Source organism: Bradyrhizobium sp. 41S5 (genome assembly GCF_011516665.3).
Classification (GTDB): domain Bacteria; phylum Pseudomonadota; class Alphaproteobacteria; order Rhizobiales; family Xanthobacteraceae; genus Bradyrhizobium; species Bradyrhizobium quebecense.
Window position 1 is genome coordinate 2,101,400 of record NZ_CP083721.1, and the last position, 15,023, is coordinate 2,116,422.

The following is a 15,023-nucleotide window of genomic DNA, read 5'->3' on the forward strand; positions in this document are numbered from 1 at the left end:
GGCTTCATCAGGCGCTGAACGCACTTGATCCCGCGGCCGCGGCGCTGGCATTCGGCCTGCTCGACAACGGCCTGGTCGCCGAACGACGAAGAGATTCGCATCCTGCAGGGCCGGGCGATGGGGCGTCTGCCGGAGATTCGCGTTCGCATCGGTTTCGCCGGCGGCCGTCCGGTCGGCTGCCTGCTCGGCGGCAATGTCGTGTTGATGGCCGCGCCGTCACACTGAAATGAGCTGATCTCTAGCTCGATTCAGCGGCGCGCTTGGCTCGTTCCTGCGCCCGTGCGTGCACCGGCGACGACTTCCGCGCGCCGGGGCCCGGATGCACGTGGACGGACTTGGCCGTCAGCGGCTCGCCGCATTCCGAGCAGACCATGACGGGGTCGAACATCTTCTTGCAGGCCTTGTGTTCGTGCAGCATCGGCCGGCCGCGCGCATCGACCATGTGGATGTTGCCCCAGTGCACGATCGACATGATGATCGGATAGAGGTCGAGACCCTTCTGCGTCAGGATGTATTCGTAGCGCTTCGGCGCTTCCTGATAGGGAATCTTGCGCAGCACGCCGAAGCGCACCAGCTTCTTCAGCCGGTCGGCGAGCAGATGCCGTGTGATCCCGAGCGATGCCTGGAAGTCATCGAACCGTCGGATGCGCAGGAAACATTCGCGCAGGATCAACAGGCTCCAGCGGTCGCCGATCACAGCGACGGTGCGGGCCAGCGAGCACGGCTCCTCCTCGAGGGTATCCCATTTCATCGGCGTCTCCTGCGATCTGCAACGGCATCGCACATAAAATTCTAAAATAGAACTAACGACATTTCAATAGGATACCTCTCTATTGGCCACATCTCAGCCATTGGATGACAAATATCATATTGACAGTTCTAAAATAGAACTTATGGTCCGCCCACGATCAACCGGCGGCAACAGGCGATTGCCGCCAAACGAAGGGAAGGGCGTTCCATGGCTGCTCCGCTCAAGGTCGAATTCCATTTCGATTTCGGAAGCCCCAACGCCTATCTCGCCGAGCTCGCGCTGCCGGGGATCGAGAAGCGCACCGGCGTCAAGTTCGAGTACATCCCGGTGCTGCTCGGCGGCGTCTACAAGGCGACGGGCAACATGTCGCCCGGCGAGTCGCTGCGCGGGATCAAGAACAAGCCCGAATACAACGCGCTCGAGACGGAGCGCTTCCTCCGCCGCCACAACGTCACGAAGTTCACCATGAACCCGTTCTTTCCGGTGAACACGCTGGCGCTGATGCGCGGCGCGGTGGCCGCGCAGTTCGAAGGCGTGTTCGAGCCCTATTTCCGGGCGGCCTACAACCACATGTGGGTCGAGCCCAAGAAGATGGACGACCCGCAGGTCTTCCGCGAGGCATTCCTGTCCTCGGGTATCGACATCGATCGTCTCATCGCCCGCGCCCAGCAGGATGACGTCAAGAAGAAACTGATCGACAACACCAGCGACGCGGTCGCGCGCGGCTCGTTCGGATCGCCGACTTTCTATGTCGGCAACGAGATCTTCTTCGGCAAGGACAAGGTGCGCGAAGTCGAGGAAGAGATCGTCGCGCAGCTGGCTGCGGGGCAGCGCAAGACCGCCTGAGCGGAAAAGTCCTCAACACAACAAGCCCGAGGGGCTGCGACAGGGAGGTTTCAGTGCAGGCGCCGATCCGGATTATCGAAGGAAGTGTGGAAGGCTTGCCGAACCGCATCCACGAGGTGATCGATCATCACGTCGCGGCGACGCCGGATCATCCGGCGCTGATCGACGACGAGGGGCGGCTGACCTATCGCGAGCTCGATCGAACGGTCGGCCGCGTCGCCGAAGCATTGCGGGCGCTCGGCATCCGCGCCGGCGACCGCATGATGATCGTGAGCGAGAATTCGATTCCGCTGGCCTGCCTGCTGCTCGCGGCGAGCCGGCTCGATGTCTGGTCAATCGTGGTCAATCCGCGGCTGTCGCCGCGTGAGCTGGATCAGATCAGAGATCACAGCGGCGCCCGTCGCGTGTTGCTCACTGCTGACGTCTCGCAAGAGGCAGCCGCGCATGCCGCGCGCTATGAGGCTGTCCTGCAGGATGTCGGCCCGCTTCGTGGCGTTGCCGTCACCGGCCTGAATCTCGCGACCACGGCCGAGCCGGTCGAGGCGGACGGCGCAAACCAGGTCGCGGTCCTGATCTACACGTCCGGCACCACGGGCACGCCGAAAGGCGTGATGCTGACCCACCGTAATCTCCTGTTCAGCGCCCGGGGCACTGCGGGCTTCCGCAAGATGACGGCCGATGACGTGCAATATTGCGTGTTGCCGATCTCGCATATCGTCGGCATCTCGCTGCTGGCGATGACCTTGATGGTCGGCGCCACCGTACGCCTGGTCGCCAAGTACGATCCAGCCGCGCTGGTCAAGGCGATGGCCGAGGAGGGCATCACGATCCTGAACGGCGTGCCCGCCACCTATCAGCGTCTGCTCGAATACCGACGCAACGCCGGCCTGCCGAAGCTCGATCGCGGCCGGCTGCGGGTGATCTCGGTGGCCGGCGCGCCGCTGGACCTCGAGCTTAAATCCCGGGTCGAGCAGGAGCTCGGGCTGCCGCTGCTGAATGGCTATGGCATCACCGAATGTTCGCCCGGCATCTCCGGCGTGCGGCCCGATAACCCGCGTGCCGACCACGCGGTCGGCACCGTGATGCCGGGCCTCGAAGCAAAACTGGTCGGCCGCGATCTCAAGCCGGTTGCACCGGGTGAGGTCGGCGAGCTGCATGTTCGCGGTCCTAACGTGATGCGCGGCTACTACCGCGCGCCTGATCTGACCGCCAAGGCGATCGACCCCGACGGCTGGTTCAACACCGGCGATCTGGCCCGCTTCGAGAACGACGTCCTCTACATCGTCGGGCGCACCAAGGAGATGATCATCCGCTCCGGGTTCAACGTCTACCCGGCCGAGATCGAGGCGGTGCTGAGCACGCACGACGCCGTTGTGCAGTGCGCCGTAGTCGGCCGGCCGGTCGAGGGTAATGAGGAGGTCATTGCGTTTGTGCAGCTGATCAAGGGTTCGACGGCCACCGTGCAGGACCTGATGGCCCATATTGCCCCGCAACTCACCTCGTACAAGCGCCCGTCCGAGATTATCCTGATGGACGCGCTGCCTGCGACATCGACGGGCAAGCTCCTGAAGCACAAGCTCGCGGAGTCGCTGCGCAGCTGAGGCTGAGCCGCCGCCGCAAGCCAGTTCACTCAAACAAGGCCGGAGTACACCATGCAGAAGAGAAACAAGACGGTCGCCGTCATTGGTGCCGGTGATTTCATCGGCGGCGAGATCGCCAAGAAGTTCGCCTCCGAAGGCTTCACGGTCTTCGCCGGCCGCCGCAACGGCGACAAGCTCGCGCCGCTGGTCAAGGAGATCGAGGCCGCCGGCGGCGAGATCCATGCGCGCTCACTCGATGCGCGCAAGGAGGAGGAGATCATCTCCTTCCTCAACGACGCCGACAAGCATGCGCCGCTGGAGGTCTGCATCTTCAACATCGGTGCCAACGTCAATTTCCCGATTCTGGAGACCACCGAGCGCGTATTCCGCAAGGTCTGGGAGATGGCCTGCTACTCCGGTTTCCTCGCGGGGCGCGAGGCGGCGCGGCTGATGACGGCGCGTGGAGAGGGCAACATCTTCTTCACCGGCGCGACCGCGTCGCTGCGCGGCGGCAGCGGTTATGCTGCCTTTGCCAGCGCCAAGTTCGGCCTGCGCGCCGTGGCGCAGGCGATGGCGCGCGAGCTCGGACCGAAGAACATCCACGTCGCGCATCTGATCATCGATTCCGGCGTCGACACCGAATGGGTGCGGCAGCGCCGCATCGAGGCGCTCGGCCCGAACGCGCTCGACAATCCCGATCTGTTGATGCCACCGGCTTCGGTCGCCGCGTCCTACTGGCAGCTCTACCAGCAGCCGAAGAGTGCCTGGACCTTCGAGCTGGAAATCCGGCCCTTCGGCGAGAAGTGGTAGGGGGCACGGCAGATGGAGCTCGCGCTATCCCCTGAAGACGCGGCGTTTCGCGACGAAGTCCGCGCCTTCATCAAGGACAACTACCCGGCGGAGATGCGCGTCCCCAATCCGGAGACCGATCTCTCCAAGGAGCAGATGCTGCTCTGGCATCGCATCCTGCACAACAAGGGCTGGATCGCGCCGCTCTGGCCCAAGGAATATGGCGGGCCCGGCTGGTCGATCACCCGCCGCTTCATCTTCGAGCAGGAAACGACGCGCGCCGGCACGATGCCGCCACTGGCGTTCAGCGTCACCATGGTCGGCCCGGTCATCTATACGTTCGGCAACGCGGCGCAGAAGGCGAAGTTCTTGCCGCGCATCCTGTCCGGCGAGGATTGGTGGTGCCAGGGCTATTCGGAGCCGGGCTCCGGCTCCGACCTCGCCACCGTCCGCACCAAGGCAGTGCGCGACGGCGACCACTACATTGTCAACGGGCACAAGACCTGGACCACGCTGGCGCAGCACGCCGACTGGATCTTCTGCCTGGTTCGTACCGATCCGGCCGCCAAGCCGCAATCCGGCATCTCGTTTCTCCTGATCGACATGAAGTCGCCGGGTGTGACGGTGCGCCCGATCATCACCATCGATGGCTCGCACGAAGTCAACGACGTCTTCCTGGAGGATGTCCGCGTTCCGGTCGAGAATCTGATCGGTGAGGAGAACAAGGGCTGGACCTACGCGAAATTCCTGCTCGGCAACGAGCGCACGAGCATGGCCGGCATCGGCCGCTCGACGCGCTACATCGCGCGGCTGAAGAAAATCGTGAAAGCCGAGATCCCGGAAGATGATCCGGCGCACCTCGAATTCATCAGGGACATCGCCCGCGTCGAGCTCGACGTGCTGGCGCTGGAGGCGACCGAGCTTCGCGTCGTCGCGCAGATGGCGCGCGGCATCGATCCGGGGCCGGCAGCCTCGCTGTTCAAGATCCGCGGCACCGAGATCTTCCAGGATATCACCGAGCTGACCCATCGCGCGATCGGCAATGACGGCCTTGCGATCCGCGAGCATCCTGTCAGCGCCAATCACTTCATGCCGGGGCCGGACTACGGCCACACGGCGTCGGAGAAATATCTCAATTCGCGCAAGCTCTCGATCTACGGCGGATCGAACGAGATCCAGCGCAACATCATCGCCAAGGCGGTGCTTGGTCTCTAGGGCGTGATGCTCAAACAAGGCGTTAGAGTGCATCGCGCGTTAGCAGCAGCGGCACGAGAGGATCGGATGGATATCCAGTTCACGGAAGAGCAGGAATTGTTGCGGTCCAGCGTGCAGCGGCTGCTGCGTGACCGGTATGACTTCGATGCGCGCCGCAAGATCGTCGCGAGCGAGGACGGCTTCAGCCGCAAGCATTGGGCCGAGTTCGCCGAGCTTGGTCTGCTCGCCGCGCCATTCTCGGAAGCCGCCGGCGGGCTCGGCGGCGGGCCGCTGTCGACCATGATCATCATGCAGGAGTTCGGCCGCCATCTCGTGGTCGAGCCGTTCGTCGAGACGGTCGTGGTGGCCGGCGGCCTGATCGAGCAGGCAGGTTCCGACGCACAGAAGCAGGCCTACATCGCCGATATCATCGCGGGGACGAAGCTGTGGGCATTGGCGTGGACCGAGAGGGGCTCGCGCTTCGATCTTGCCACGGTCACCACGACAGCGCGCCGGGACGGCACCGATTATGTGCTCACCGGCGAGAAGACGGCGGTGCTGGCCGCACCCTGGGCCGACTACCTCATCGTCTCCGCCCGCACCTCGGGCCATCGTCACGATCGCGGCGGCGTCAGCCTGTTCGTGGTCGATCGCCGCGCCGCCAATCTCGATCTGCAGAGCTTCAGGACGATTGATGGCCGCCGGGCGGCCGAGATCAGCCTGCGCGGCGTACGCGGAGAATTGCTGGGCAGGGAAGGCGAGGGCGTCGCGGCGCTGGAAGCCTGCCGCAACCGGGCCATCGGCGCACTCTGTGCCGAGGCGGTCGGCGCGATCGGCGAGCTGAACGATGCAACGCTGAACTACTCCAAGACGCGCAAGCAGTTCGGCGTCACGATCGGCAGCTTCCAGGTGCTGCAGCACCGGATGGTCGACATGTTCATCGCGCATCAGGAAGCGTTATCCCTGATGCAGCATCTCAGCCTCAGTCTCAGCGACGACGATGCCGGCGTCTCCCGGCTCGCTTCGGGTGCCAAGTCCAAGATCGGCTATGCCGGCAAGTTCGTGGCGGATCAAGCGGTGCAGCTGCACGGCGGCATGGGCATGACCGACGAGCTCAATGTCGGCCACTACTTCAAGCGGATTTCCTCCATCAACATTCAGTTCGGCGATCCCGCCTACCACGTGCTGCGCTATGCGCAGCTCGACGCGGTCGCATAAGCCAGAGAGGCAAGCATGTCACAGGATGCAGTCATCGTTTCCACCGCGCGCACCGGCGTCGGCAAGGCCTATCGCGGCGCGCTCAACAACACCGACGGCCCGACCCTTGCCGGCCATGTGATGGCCGAAGCCGTGAAGCGCGCCGGCATTGCGCCCGGCGAGGTCGAGGACGTGGTGATGGGCTGCGCGATGCAGCAGGGCACCATGGTGATGAATGTCGCACGCAAGGGCGCGATCCGTGCCGGACTTCCGGTCACGGTGGCCGGCACCACCATCGACCGCCAATGCGCCTCCGGCCTGCAGGCGATCGCGGTTGCGGCGCGTTCGGTCATGCTCGACGGCGTCGAGATCGCGATCGGCGGCGGCATCGAGTCGATCAGCCTGGTGCAGAACGAACACATGAACAGGTTCCATGCCGTCGACGATGAATTGATGGCGATGAAGCCCGAGATGTACATGTCGATGCTGGAGACGGCCGAGGTCGTCGCCGAGCGCTACGGGATCGGCCGCGACAAGCAGGACGAATACAGCCTGGAGTGCCAGCGCCGCGTCGGCGCCGCGTTGCAGGGCGGCCGCTTCAACGACGAGATCGTTCCGATCACGACCAAAATGGCCGTGGTCAACAATGACACCAAGGAGGTCAGCTTCCAGCAGGTGACCTTGGCCAAGGACGAGGGTCCGCGGCCGGATACCACGGCGGACGGGCTCGCCAAGATCAAGCCGGTGTTCGAGGGCAAGACCATCAGCGCCGGCAATGCCAGCCAGCTCTCCGACGGTGCTTCGGCCTGCGTGATCATGAGCGACAAGATCGCTGCGCAGAAGGGGCTGAAGCCGCTCGGCATCTTCCGCGGCTTCGTCGCCGCCGGCGTCGAGCCGGACGAGATGGGTGTCGGCCCGGTTGCGGCGATCCCGCGGCTGTTGAAGCGGCATAATCTGAAGATCGACGACATCGATCTCTGGGAGCTCAACGAGGCCTACGCGGTGCAGGTGATCTATTGCCGCGACAAGCTCGGCATCGACCCGGAAAAGCTGAACGTCAATGGCGGCTCGATCGCGATCGGCCATCCTTATGGCATGACCGGGGCGCGGCTCACCGGCCACCTTCTGATCGAGGGCCGGCGGCGCAAGGCGAAATATGGCGTGGTGACCATGTGCATCGGCGGCGGCATGGGCGCGGCGGGCCTGTTTGAAATCGTCCACTGACCGGTAACGCGGGAGAGACTTGTGAAGACAGCAATCACTGAACTGTTCGGGATCCAGCATCCGATCATCCAGGGCGGCATGCACTATGTCGGCTTCGCCGAGATGGCGGCCGCGGTGTCCAACGCCGGCGGCCTCGGCATCATCACCGGCCTGACCCAGCGGACGCCGGAGCTGCTGGCGAAGGAGATTGCGCGCTGCCGCGACATGACGGACAAGCCGATCGGCGTGAACCTCACCTTCCTGCCGAGCTTCACCGCGCCGCCCTATCCGGAATATATCGCTGTTATCCGCGAGGGCGGCGTCAAGGCGGTGGAGACCGCGGGCCGCAGCCCGGAACAGTACATGCCGGCGCTGAAGGCAGCCGGCATCAAGGTGATCCACAAATGCACCTCGGTGCGGCACTCGCTGAAGGCCGAGAAGATCGGCTGCGACGCAGTCAGCGTCGACGGCTTCGAGTGCGGCGGCCATCCGGGCGAGGACGACATCCCCAACATGATCCTGCTGCCGCGCGCGGCGGACGAATTGAAGATTCCGTTCGTGGCCTCCGGCGGCATGGCCGATGCGCGCAGCCTCGTCGCCGCGCTGTCGATGGGCGCGTCCGGCATGAACATGGGAACGCGCTTCATCGCGACCAAGGAAGCGCCGGTGCATGCCAATGTGAAACAGGCGCTGCTCGATGCCGACGAGCTCGACACCCGCCTCGTGATGCGTGCGCTGCGCAACACCGAGCGGGTGCTGAAGAACAAGGGCGTCGATGAGCTGCTCGAGATCGAGCGCGAGAAGGGCGCCAGGCTGAAGATCGAGGACATCCACGAGCAGGTCGTCGGCGTCTACCCGAAGGTGATGATCGACGGCGAGATGGATGCCGGCGCCTGGAGCTGCGGCATGGTGGTCGGCTTGATCCACGACATCCCGACCGTCAAGGAGTTGATCGACCGCATCATGACCGAGGCCGAGCAGATTATCCGGCAGCGGCTGACCGGCTTCCTCGACGGCAAGTTTGAAACCACGGCGGCCCGCGCGGTCGCCTGACGGGAGAGTGCCATGACCGAGCATGTCAAAGTGGAGGTCGCTGCCGGCGTCATGACGCTGACCCTGCAACGGCCCGAGAAGAAGAACGCGCTGACCGGCGCCATGTATGACGCGATGTCGAACGCGCTGAAGCAGGCCGAGGCGGATTCATCCGTCCGCGTGATCCTGTTCCAGGGCGACGGCGACAGCTTTACCGCGGGTAACGATCTGGCCGATTTCGCGAGCCAGGCGCGCGGCGAGAGCGCGGTCGGTAGCCCCGCGCATCGCTTCATCGAAACCATCAGTAAGGTCGGCAAGCCGCTGCTCGCGGCGGTGCAGGGCAATGCGGTCGGCGTCGGCACCACCATGCTGCTGCATTGCGATCTCGTCTATCTCGCCGAGAACGCGCGGCTGATCACGCCCTTCGTCAATCTCGCTTTGGTTCCGGAGGCGGCATCGAGCTGGCTGCTTCCCTTAAGGATCGGGCATGCGCGCGCCTATGCGATGTTTGCGCTCGGCGAGCCGATGGATGCGCAGGGCGCGCTGGCGTCCGGCCTCGCCAATGCCGTGGTGCCGCAGGCCGATCTGCGCAAGAAGGCGCATGACGCCGCAGTCGCGCTGACCAGGCGGCCGGCCGGTTCGCTCAGCCTGACCAAGAAGCTGATGCGCGAGCAGCAGCGGATCGCGGCGCAGATCGGCGAGGAAGGCGTGTTGTTCAAGCAGCGGCTGACGACACCGGAAGCGCGCGAGGCCTTTGCCGCGTTCGCCGAACGGCGCCAGCCCGATTTCACCAAGCTGTCGGCCTGACCGACAGCTAACTCACGGACACATCGAGGGAGCCAAAGCATGCACGTCGTCGGCAGCCATCAATATCCCACCATGGAATCCGTGATCTACGGCAAGAGCGCAGCCGAAGCACTGCGCGAGGAGGCCGAACGGCTGGGCGCGAAGCGCGTCTATCTGATCGCCAGCCGGACGCTGAACACCACCACCGACGAGATCGAGAAAGTCCGTAAGTCGCTCGGCGATCGCCATGCCGCGACTTTCGACGGCGTGCCGCAGCACACGACGCGGGATGTCGTGACCCAGATCGCGCGACAGGCGAGCGAAGCCAAGGCGGACCTCGTCGTCGCGATCGGCGGCGGCTCGGTGGTCGACGCGGCGAAGATCGTGCTGATGTGCATGGAGCACGAGATCTTCGAGCCGGCGGGGCTCGACGGCTTCGAGACTACGCCGGACCGCCGGTTCGGACCGTTCCGCACGCCAAAGGTCCGGATGATCGCGATCCCCAGCACGCTTTCGGGCGGCGAATACAATTCCGGCGCGCTGGTCACCGACACCGGCCGCAAGCTGAAGCAGATCTTCAATCACCCGATGATGATGCCGCGCAGCGTCATCCTCGATCCCGCGATCACCAAGTATACGCCGGAGAAGCTCTGGCTCGGCTCCGGCACCCGCGCGATGGATCACGGCATCGAGGCGATCTGCTCGAGCCGGCCCAACGTGCTGGTCGATGCGGTGTGCCAGCAGGGACTGCGCTACCTGCATGACGGCTTGCTGCGCACGAGGGCCAATCCCGACGACGAGGCGGCGCGGCTGAGCTGCCAATTGGGTTCGTGGCTGTCGGCCTTCGGGTTGCAGTCACGGGTGCCGATGGGCGCAAGCCACGCCATCGGCCATGTGCTCGGCGGCACCTGCGAGGTTCCGCATTACTTCTGCACGGCAGTGATGATGCCGAGCGTGCTGCGCTACAACCGTCCCGCGACGGAAGCGGCCCAGCAATCGATCGCCGCCGCGCTCGGTGCGCCCGGCCGCGACGCAAGCGAAGCGTTCGCCGGCTTCATCGCGGAGCTCGGCCTGCCGCGGCGGCTGGCCGATGTCGGTGTCGGCGAAGACCGCTTCGAACTGATCGGCAGGAACGCGATGCTGTCGATCTTCACGCGGACCAACCCGCAGCCGATCCGCGAGCCCGGCGACGTCGTCAAGATCCTGAAGCTGGCCGCCTGAGGCAACAGCACACGGAGCAGCCCATCATGGCCGCCTTGCGCATCTTCTCTTATCTGCCGAACCCGCGGGTCTGGAAAGCAACCATCGCCGCGCGGTTCTGCGGCGTCGACGTCGAGGTCAGAGGCGCCTCCGGCAAGGAATTGCGCGACTGGTTGTGGGATTACGATGCCCATCCGCTGGCAGAGCAGGAGCGCACTGAGTTCGCCTCGCTCGCGCGAACCGGCCGGGTCGGACTGACCGGCGCGCAGCTCTTCAAGACCGATGCGTTCATGGCGGCGCAGCCGTTCGGCAACGTGCCGGCGGCGTTTGGCGCCGACGGCAAGGTCGGAATCTTCGAATCGAACAGCATCATGCGGGCGGTGGCGCGGCTCGGCGAGGCGGCGTTCCCGCTCTATGGACGCGACGCCTATGAGGCGTCCAGGATCGACAGCTTTCTCGACGTCAGCCTGGTGTTTGCGCGGGACACGCAGATCTATCTGCTCGCGCTGTCGGGCGGCACGGTCGACGCGGCCATTCATGCCCGTGCCAAGGACGCGTTCGCGATCTACGCCTCCGGGATCGAGCAGGCACTGTCGCCACGGCGAGACGCGCTGGTCGGGAGCGGCATCTCGATTGCCGACATTTGCCTTGCCGCCGAACTTGCGCTGTTCATGAACGAGCATGCACGGACCGAGCAATTGCGCACGCAGGGGCTGGAGAGAGTTCTGCATCCGGGGGTAACGGATGAATACCCGCTGATGTTCGCTCACTTTGCCCGGCTGGTCGAGCACGAGCATGTCAGGCCGGACCTCAAGCCCTACGTCGAGAAGCTGCTGTCGAAGGCGGCCGCCTGATCTTGAAATCTGTTGGCTGCAACGCGGAGGATTGACTGCATGACCGCACCCGTCTGTCTGATATCCGGCGTTGGGCCCGGCACCGGTTCGGCGCTTGCCCGGAGGTTCGCTGAAGGCGGCTATCGGGCCGCGCTTCTCGCCAGGAACGAGGAGCGTCTCGCCGCGCTCGAGAAGCAGCTGCCGGGCGCCAAGGCCTATCGATGCGATGTGTCCGACCCGGTGCAGGTCGAAACGATCGCATCGGCGGTGGAGCGCGATCTGGGCAGCCCCGGCGTCGTGATCCACAACGCCGTCGGCGGCGCGTTCGGCTCCTTCCGCGAGATCGATCCGCAGATTCTCAATCGCAACTTCCAGGTCAACACGATGGGCCTGTTGTACCTGGCGCGGCGGTTTGCCCCGGCGATGATCGGCGCCGGCAAGGGCGCCATCGTTGCGACCGGCAACACCTCGGCATTGCGCGGCAAGGCCGGTTTCGCGGGGTTCGCGCCGACCAAGGCGGCGCAGCGCATTCTGGCCGAGGCCATGGCGCGCGACCTCGGGCCGCAAGGCGTCCACGTCGCCTATCTCGTGATCGACGCCGTGATCGATCTGGAATGGACGCGGAAGCGCTGGCCGGAGCGGCCGGACGACTTCTTCATCAAGCCGCGGGCGATCGCGGACGAGGTCTGGCACGTCGCCCATCAGGACCGCAGCGCGTGGTCGTTCAACGTCGAGATCAGGCCGTTCGGCGAAGCCTGGTAGGCGCCGCGCGGCGGTCGCAACAGCCGGTCAATTCATAAGAGTTCAGGGGGAGTTCATGTTGGTGAAGACGACGTTTGCTGTGTCCATTGCGATGCTTGCGGCCGTTGCCGCTACCGCGGTCCGCGCGGAAACGCCCGGCGTCTCGGAATCTGAAATCAGGATCGGGGCAACTTTCCCGTTCAGCGGCCCGGCATCGCCGCTCAGCAATGTTGGCAAGGGCCTCATCGCCTACGTCCATTCCATCAATGATCGCGGCGGCATCAACGGCCGCAAGATCAATCTCATCACCTATGACGATGCCTATTCGCCGCCCAAGGCGGTGGAGCAGACCCGCAAGCTGATCGAGAGCGACGAGGTGGCGTTCCTGTTCAGCCCGCTGGGGACACCAGGCATCGGCGCAACCATCAAATACGTGACTGCGAAGAAGGTGCCGCACCTCTTCGTCGTCAGCGGTGCGACCAAGTTTGCGAACTTCGCCGAGTTTCCGCTGACGACCACCGGGCTACCGAGCTACACCACCGAAGGAAAGATCTACGCCAGGTACATTGCCCGGACGGCGCCCGACGCGAAGATTGCGATCCTCTACCAGAACGACGATCTCGGCCGTGACTTCGTGGCCGCATTCAAGGAAACCCTGAAGGGCGAGTTCGACAGGAAAGTAGTGACATCTCCCTATGAGGTCACCGAGCCTACGATCGAATCCCGCGTGGTGACGCTGAAGGCGTCGGGCGCCCAGGCATTCCTGATCGCCGGCACGCCGAAATTCGCGGCGCAAGCGATCAAGAAGGCGAGCGAGATCGGCTGGACGCCGCTCACCATCGTGAATTACGTGTCGAGCTCGGTCTCCTCGACCATCGTGCCGGCCGGGGCGGACAAGGCGATCGGCGTCGTCGTGGCGACCATCGCGAAGGATCCGAACGACAGGAAGTGGGCCGACGATCCCGGCATCAAATGGTATCGCGCCCACTTCGAGAAGTATCTTCCGGGTGCCGATATCGGCGACAGCAACTATCTGTTCGGGACCCAGCAGGGCCAGATCCTGGAGCAGGTGCTGAAGCAGTGCGGCGACGACCTGTCGCGCGAGAACATCGTGAAGCAGGCGCGCAACATCAAGGGGCTTGTGCTGCCGACGCTGATGCCGGGCATCACGGTCAACACCGGGCCCGACAACAGCATGGCCTATACGCAGCTTCAGCTGCAGCGCTGGACGGGGAGCTCCTGGGAGCAGTTCGGCGGCGTGCTGAGCGCCGAGCCGAACTGAGCCGTCGCAAGGATGACTAACGCGTCGTGCTAGTGGAGCCGTCGTGCGATCGGCTTCGCCAGCGTACCATGCCAACCCCATTGCGATGATTGGTCGCCCGATCGCAGGCTCGCCAGGAACGCCCTGGTCTTCGGCTGCACCCGCGAGCCGTCGATCACCTCGAGCTGACCGCACCGGTTGAGCGTGTGGAGCTTGCGCCCGGTCCACTGCGGCCCGGGCTTGAGCAAATGTCGAACGGCCTGCTTGTACGTCGTCGGCGACAATTCGAGCACCTCCGCAAGTCCGAGCGCCGCGCCGTATCCGTCGGTGCAGTCCTGGACCGGCCGCCACAGCCTTCCATTGACGGTCACGAAGTTGCCGGCCGGCCGCGTTGTCGCGCGATCCATCAGGATCGGATTGGCCGCATGCGGTTGCCAGGGGCCGAGCAATTGCCCGGCGTAGTAGATCGCCAGCGTGTCGGAGTAGCCGCCGGTGCCATCGCGCCAGGCTCCGAACATGTAGTGCAGGCCGTTGTGCTGCGTGACGGTCACGTCGGCAAGTTCGAGGCCGGACAGCAGCGTTGAGTGCCGCTCCCACTTGTCCGGAAAGCGGATGCATTTGTAGATCGGAACGTCACGATGCGCGGTGCTTTCCGGGATCATCCAGAGCTCGCCGCTATCCTCGATCAGGAACGGGTACGACAGATGCCAGGGCTCTTCGAGCACCGGCATGGCCGTGCCGATTGGCCCTTTGCCGTCGAATTCGATCGCGGAAATGATGCCCTTGCCGGTCCGGTGGTCGAGGTCTTCGAAGAACACGAAGGTCCTGCCCTGCCATTTCACCGGGAACGGATCGGCATAGAAGCGGTTGCCGGGATCGCCGAGCACGTTCCAGGCAGGTCCCGACAGGTCGCCGGTGCGCCAGGTATCCGTATTCCCGGCGAAGCGCCAACCGACATGCCAATGCGGCGCGTAGCAGCACAGGCGATAGATTTCCTTCGCAATCGAAGTCGCCACGCCGCGCACGACAAAGGGCGCGGGATTTCGCAGCTCACCGCCGCTCGCCGGAGCAGCCAATTGCGGCACCAGCCGCGGAGCTCCTGACAGTATCGGCGGCAGCATCGACAGCGTGCGTGCCATCACAGTTTCGAGCCCGCCGCTCAGGCCGGCCGCGATTTCCGCGGAGGGATGGCCGCGGTCCATCACCGACCCGTCGAGCTCATTGACGATTTCGATCACCGGCAGATCGCCGGCGAGAATGGCCGAAAGTACGGCACTTTCTCCCGTGTGCCCGTTGAAACGTGGACGGAGATAGAGCCTGGCGGAGCAGTTCGGATCCCGCGCGGCGCTGGTGAAGTCGACCACCACGTCGGGGTTGCCTGCGCGCGGACGCTGCGGGATCGCCTTCAGCCGGTCAGCGCCGCTGGTCGTGCCCTTGCGCAGCACGACGCGCTCGAGCTCGAACAGCATGTCGAGGCCGGCGGGTCGGGGCTCCGGCGTCGTGGTCCAGGCGATTTGAACGGGAATATCCTGATCGTTGACGCGCAACGACTCGCGGCTCATCCAGAGCCGCGGCTGCTCGCGATCGCAGCGAAACTCGATAATCATGGC

At 64.7% G+C, this 15,023-nt stretch carries 15 protein-coding genes; 13 read left to right on the plus strand and 2 right to left on the minus strand.

What is annotated here, in order from left to right; translation table 11 throughout:
* Positions 1-24: 24 nt before the first annotated feature.
* Entirely contained in the window at positions 25-225 is a 201-nt protein-coding gene (locus tag HAP47_RS09930) for a hypothetical protein (protein WP_231168824.1), read from the plus strand.
* Positions 226-238: 13 nt separating this feature from the next.
* Here HAP47_RS09930 and HAP47_RS09935 read toward each other — a convergent pair whose 3' ends face one another.
* Positions 239-751 (minus strand): winged helix-turn-helix transcriptional regulator, encoded by a 513-nt coding sequence (locus HAP47_RS09935; protein WP_173638407.1) that lies wholly within the window; start codon positions 749-751, stop codon positions 239-241.
* A gap of 207 nt (positions 752-958) precedes the next feature.
* Here HAP47_RS09935 and HAP47_RS09940 point away from each other — a divergent pair, with 207 nt between their 5' ends.
* From HAP47_RS09940 to HAP47_RS09995, 12 genes are all read left to right on the plus strand, one after another.
* Positions 959-1,597, plus strand: coding sequence for a 2-hydroxychromene-2-carboxylate isomerase (locus tag HAP47_RS09940; protein ID WP_173638406.1), 639 nt, complete (start codon positions 959-961; stop codon positions 1,595-1,597).
* 53 nt (positions 1,598-1,650) lie between these two features.
* On the plus strand, positions 1,651-3,198 hold the full coding sequence (locus HAP47_RS09945; RefSeq protein WP_231168825.1) for a class I adenylate-forming enzyme family protein: 1,548 nt from the start codon (positions 1,651-1,653) through the stop codon (positions 3,196-3,198).
* Between the two features lie 51 nt (positions 3,199-3,249).
* A complete protein-coding gene (locus HAP47_RS09950; RefSeq protein ID WP_173638405.1) occupies positions 3,250-3,987 on the plus strand; it encodes an SDR family oxidoreductase in 738 nt (245 codons plus the stop codon).
* Between the two features lie 12 nt (positions 3,988-3,999).
* On the plus strand, positions 4,000-5,181 hold the full coding sequence (locus tag HAP47_RS09955) for an acyl-CoA dehydrogenase family protein (protein WP_173638404.1): 1,182 nt from the start codon (positions 4,000-4,002) through the stop codon (positions 5,179-5,181).
* A gap of 66 nt (positions 5,182-5,247) precedes the next feature.
* Positions 5,248-6,378: an acyl-CoA dehydrogenase family protein gene (locus HAP47_RS09960; RefSeq protein WP_173638403.1), complete on the plus strand. Its 1,131-nt coding sequence runs from the start codon at positions 5,248-5,250 to the stop codon at positions 6,376-6,378.
* Positions 6,379-6,393: 15 nt separating this feature from the next.
* Entirely contained in the window at positions 6,394-7,581 is a 1,188-nt protein-coding gene (locus tag HAP47_RS09965) for an acetyl-CoA C-acyltransferase (RefSeq protein WP_173638402.1), read from the plus strand.
* A gap of 21 nt (positions 7,582-7,602) precedes the next feature.
* Positions 7,603-8,613, plus strand: a complete 1,011-nt coding sequence (locus HAP47_RS09970; protein WP_173638401.1) for an NAD(P)H-dependent flavin oxidoreductase — start codon at positions 7,603-7,605, stop codon at positions 8,611-8,613.
* Positions 8,614-8,625: 12 nt separating this feature from the next.
* Positions 8,626-9,399, plus strand: coding sequence for an enoyl-CoA hydratase-related protein (locus HAP47_RS09975; protein ID WP_173638400.1), 774 nt, complete (start codon positions 8,626-8,628; stop codon positions 9,397-9,399).
* Between the two features lie 39 nt (positions 9,400-9,438).
* Complete coding sequence (locus HAP47_RS09980) at positions 9,439-10,599, plus strand: iron-containing alcohol dehydrogenase (protein ID WP_173638399.1); 1,161 nt, start codon at positions 9,439-9,441, stop codon at positions 10,597-10,599.
* Between the two features lie 26 nt (positions 10,600-10,625).
* Positions 10,626-11,432, plus strand: a complete 807-nt coding sequence (locus HAP47_RS09985) for a glutathione S-transferase (protein WP_173638398.1) — start codon at positions 10,626-10,628, stop codon at positions 11,430-11,432.
* A gap of 39 nt (positions 11,433-11,471) precedes the next feature.
* The gene (locus tag HAP47_RS09990) at positions 11,472-12,173 is read left to right on the plus strand and encodes an SDR family NAD(P)-dependent oxidoreductase (RefSeq protein ID WP_173638397.1); all 702 of its coding nucleotides are present in this window, start codon (positions 11,472-11,474) and stop codon (positions 12,171-12,173) included.
* Between the two features lie 55 nt (positions 12,174-12,228).
* The gene (locus tag HAP47_RS09995; protein ID WP_173638396.1) at positions 12,229-13,434 is read left to right on the plus strand and encodes an ABC transporter substrate-binding protein; all 1,206 of its coding nucleotides are present in this window, start codon (positions 12,229-12,231) and stop codon (positions 13,432-13,434) included.
* A 29-nt stretch (positions 13,435-13,463) separates the two neighbouring features.
* On the opposite strand, the gene HAP47_RS10000 is transcribed toward HAP47_RS09995, so the two are convergent.
* Positions 13,464-15,020, minus strand: coding sequence for a glucosamine inositolphosphorylceramide transferase family protein (locus tag HAP47_RS10000; RefSeq protein WP_173638395.1), 1,557 nt, complete (start codon positions 15,018-15,020; stop codon positions 13,464-13,466).
* Between the last annotated feature and the right edge of the window lie 3 nt (positions 15,021-15,023).